Below are 3,794 nucleotides of genomic sequence, written 5' to 3' on the forward strand. Positions count from 1 at the left end.
TTTAGTGTAGCATTCATAGGTACTAAGTTATCAATATCGCCAGACCCTTTAAATATACTTGCTATTAAATGACCACCTTCATCGTTTGATAGTCTATCTTCCCTTCCTACTACTTTTTGAGCGTACGAATTTCGGTTGGCTTTTCCTAACTCTAATTTAGCTTCAACACTAGAAATACGTCCCCTATCATCAGTAGTATATCTATATCCTTCTTTTGTTGTATACCCTACATTTGGCTTTAAGGTTTTTTTACGATTAACCCTTGTGTATTGTTCACCATATTTAACATTCTCTATTTCCTTAACCGCTTTCTCCGAAACCCCTTCACCCCGGCTCATTCGCTGGTACAGTTCGTTCGCGTGTTGGGCGAAGTGGGAGCTTCCTGCTGTCGCTAAAGTGGCTCCATGGGCGGCTCCCATAGCCGCGATGGCAGTGGCGGGGACTCCGGATCGCCGCTCCTACTCCCGTCCGGCTGCGGCTAAAGGGATGGACCCGGCTGTTTCGACTACTCCGGCTACAGTCGATACCGCGTGTCCTGTCATTTGTCCCAATCCATGGGCGACAAGGGAGCTATTATGACAGCGTGAACCTCAAAATACAACTGAGATGCAGAAGTTTTGATATATTTTGACTCTCGAAAACAAAATAGCAAACAAGGCTATATATCTAGTTCAATGGTTTCTAATTTTCTAAATACTCGATTTAGACATAACTATATACATGCTCATTGAAAACTTAACATTTGACTTCTCCTGCAACGAGCTTCCTCCCCCATGGCGCAGCCTGCGGGTTGAGCCTACAAGATTTTTAGAGGAAATGATGCAGCGCTTAGGGTGTGCAGGATAACGGAGAGGTTAACTCTTCATGTTGCATGTATATAGCATGAGCTCTGAGGCTAATGTTTCGGCTAGCTTTAGACACAAAACACGAAAAACAAAAACCCTGAAAGGCATAAAGCCAATCAAGGTTTTACACATACTTCGCGACGAAAATACTACAAAAGGCACTAGAAAAAAATATGTTTTCGAAGACACGTTAGCTCTAATACTTGGACATAATTAAGTCCAATCCCTCAGCTTAATAGCTCTGTGCAACTCCAATAATTTTGTTGCAATGTAAGCACTTAAACACAAAAACTGCGGTGTAATTACCGATATCATTCCAAAAAACATCGATATCATCAATCCTACTTTTAGTTAAATCATCTAATATCGACACGATGTAATCTTTTCCGTTCCCGTTTTGCGAGGCGTTATTAAAATCCTCTTGTTTCCACTCACCAACATACTGCATAAAATCCCCATCGCATACAGGCCAATCATTATATTGAATCCACGGTACTGGTGGATTTTTTTCTAACTCACTAATAATAGATTCAAATAATTCGTTTAGTTCCTCGCTGTTTTTTTCCGTAAAAGTATTTTTTAAATGTGTATACAACCTGTCTTTAAGGTATTGGGGAATTTGTACCGTAGTTTCTCCCTTTACTAAGCAATCTAGACAAACAGACGTAATTTCATCTCCTCTGTCAAAGTACTCTCCTTCTAAGCAATTCTCTTCTGTTCCGCAAAATTGACAGTTCTCTTCTGTAAACTCCGCATTGGTTTCTGGATTCATAAAGTACTTGAATTTGTACTTGTTAGCGTTCATATCTTCCCACCTCATTTATCAAATCTTCCTCTATCCCATTCGGACTCCCAATACTTTCTAACGTCCTTTCTAAACTGCTTCCTGTCAATGCCAGATTTCTCATTATAGCATGGATGGTTCTTTTTATAGTTTTCGCCAAATCGATGATCTGAGGCGTGCATTTCATGAAAAGGACCATTAGGATTTTGCCCCTCGTGGTGTATCTCGATTGGTCGATTATCTTTTTTGCTAATAGGTGCATTTCCACGTTTATTAGGTGCAAAAATTTCATTGTTAGGAATTCTGGTTTTCATGTTATCAGAAATACTATTACCTGTCCCCTTAGCAAGCCTCTCAGCTTCGTCCGTCCCCTTAACCGCTTTCACCGAACCCCCTTCGTTCCGGCTCATTCGCTGGTACAGTTCGTTCGCGTGTTGGACGAAGTGGGAGCTTCCTGTTGTCGCTAAAGTGGCTCCATGAGCGGCTCCCATAGCCGCGATGGCAGTGGCGGGGACTCCGATCGCCGCTCCTACTCCGGTGCCGCTAAGGGCAATGCCACCTGCTTCTAAAGCCATGAATCTAGCTGTTTCGATTGCCCTCGCTACAGTTGACATAGCATGTCCCGCCATTCGCCCCAATCCATATACAACAAGGTACTGGTTAGAACGCATGAACGTCGAAACACAATATAAATTAGCACATTCTTTTCGAACCCGTCTAAAATCATTTGAAAAAGGGATTCTAAAATAATGCGCCAATTTACAACTACGTCCAATTCCTGTTTTTTGCAGGCTAACGCACTTTTATTATGCTGTACAGATGCTTCACGCTGTCATTCTTCCAAACGGCGAATGGCTTCGCCCGTCCTTTTTGCCAGCCAACTGTTTAAAGTATTCAGCTTGTTTGAGTAGTCTCCTTACTTTTAACGTCCCCTGTGCTTGTTGTTTTACCATTCTCCTTTTCATCTTTTGATTTTGGGCATGCCAAAAAGGCTCATTCCTACTTATGGTTCAAGTTGGAACAAGCCTTTGAAAGTTTATTAAGTTTTTTACTGTTGGGTTTATTGGTTGTATTGTACGCCCTTGCTACTAGAATTATAAGCTACAATTTTCCTCCCATTTCTTCAAACCACTCGTCAAAAACATGCCCTGCTGTTTTCACTGGATCATTTGTATATTTTATCTCATAACTGTATTGAACTTCTAATTTATTCTTATGCACATCATAAATTAATTTCATCTCTGTTGGCATTTCTCTGTTATATTTTTGGCACAAGTCCTTAATTTTACGTAAATTTTCATTACAAATGTTAAGCATTGCAATTTGTCTTTCTTTTGAGACGTCATAAATATGCTTTGACTGACCATTCCCTTTTTGAACTACACTATTTAACTTGTGTTTTTCAACAATACAACCGTTTATTTTATAGAATACATCTGAACTAAATTGTCCAAATTCGTTTGAAGCATATATAAAAATCATATCTGCTTTGTTATTTACATATTCCAGACAAATCGTGACCATATCCGCTTGCAATTCTGAAAGGTAATCTTCAAACACTTTTGTCATTTTCAGACCTCCCTTAGTTTACCAAATTAACAACTTTAATCCTTCCATCTATTTCATAAGTTATGTTAAAACCAGACGGTCGAGGTGAATCCCCATCATAGTTTACTTTTACCTCAACAGACACATGTTTTGGAGGGTCTGCCTTTAGTGCTCTTACCCATTCATTCTCTAATTTTTTGTACTCACTTAGATTTACCTTACTTGACTGAGATACTAGGTTATCAAGCTCCGGAGAACCACCGAACCTGTCTCCTGCCAGATGGCCTGCATGGTCTCCTGGCTGTTTACCAGGCGTATTAGAGGTATGCGGTAATCGTTCATCTCTTGTAGTTAATTTTAGATCATTAGCAATAAACTTTTCAATTCTACCAAGATGATCTGTTTCATAATCATAATGGTGCTCACCAGCTTTATACTTTACATTCGGCTTTAGGCTACCTGCATTATCAAATGGATTGTCAACAAAAGTCTTGTTAGGAGCTTTTGATGTCCTCTTAGCAAGCCTCTCAGCTTCGTCCGTCCCCTTAACCGCTTTCCCCGACTCCCCTTCGCTCCGGCTCATTCGCTGGTACAGTTCGTTCGCGTGTTGGACGAAG

Annotated in this window: 6 protein-coding genes; all 6 read right to left on the minus strand. The window is 40.4% G+C overall.

Translation table 11 applies throughout. The annotated features are described in order from the left end of the window. Positions 1 to 338: DNA/RNA non-specific endonuclease (locus tag B4113_RS18855; protein ID WP_369802257.1), on the minus strand; the 338-nt coding region annotated here is incomplete at its 3' end. Between the two features lie 739 nt (positions 339 to 1,077). After that, positions 1,078 to 1,650: a CbrC family protein gene (locus B4113_RS10855; protein WP_160331371.1), complete on the minus strand. Its 573-nt coding sequence runs from the start codon at positions 1,648 to 1,650 to the stop codon at positions 1,078 to 1,080. 11 nt (positions 1,651 to 1,661) lie between these two features. Beyond that, the gene (locus tag B4113_RS10860; RefSeq protein WP_160331372.1) at positions 1,662 to 2,243 is read right to left on the minus strand and encodes an HNH/ENDO VII family nuclease; all 582 of its coding nucleotides are present in this window, start codon (positions 2,241 to 2,243) and stop codon (positions 1,662 to 1,664) included. A gap of 210 nt (positions 2,244 to 2,453) precedes the next feature. Further along, the gene (locus B4113_RS20985) at positions 2,454 to 2,582 is read right to left on the minus strand and encodes a hypothetical protein (protein WP_255358714.1); all 129 of its coding nucleotides are present in this window, start codon (positions 2,580 to 2,582) and stop codon (positions 2,454 to 2,456) included. A 148-nt stretch (positions 2,583 to 2,730) separates the two neighbouring features. Then, entirely contained in the window at positions 2,731 to 3,198 is a 468-nt protein-coding gene (locus B4113_RS10865; RefSeq protein ID WP_033022794.1) for a hypothetical protein, read from the minus strand. Between the two features lie 13 nt (positions 3,199 to 3,211). Beyond that, positions 3,212 to 3,794, minus strand: a 583-nt coding sequence (locus B4113_RS10870; RefSeq protein ID WP_235597993.1) for a DNA/RNA non-specific endonuclease, incomplete at its 5' end; no start/stop codon positions are given.

It is taken from the genome of Geobacillus sp. B4113_201601 (genome assembly GCF_001587475.1).
In the GTDB taxonomy this organism is placed as follows: Bacteria; Bacillota; Bacilli; order Bacillales; family Anoxybacillaceae; genus Geobacillus; species Geobacillus icigianus.

What these genes read in the sequence shown, in the direction of transcription:
- B4113_RS10855 (WP_160331371.1), bottom strand. Translation starts at nt 1,650, where the DNA reads ATGAACGCTAACAAGTACAAATTCAAGTACTTTATGAATCCAGAAACC.
- B4113_RS10860 (WP_160331372.1), bottom strand. Translation starts at nt 2,243, where the DNA reads ATGTCAACTGTAGCGAGGGCAATCGAAACAGCTAGATTCATGGCTTTA.
- B4113_RS20985 (WP_255358714.1), bottom strand. Translation starts at nt 2,582, where the DNA reads ATGGTAAAACAACAAGCACAGGGGACGTTAAAAGTAAGGAGACTACTC.
- B4113_RS10865 (WP_033022794.1), bottom strand. Translation starts at nt 3,198, where the DNA reads ATGACAAAAGTGTTTGAAGATTACCTTTCAGAATTGCAAGCGGATATG.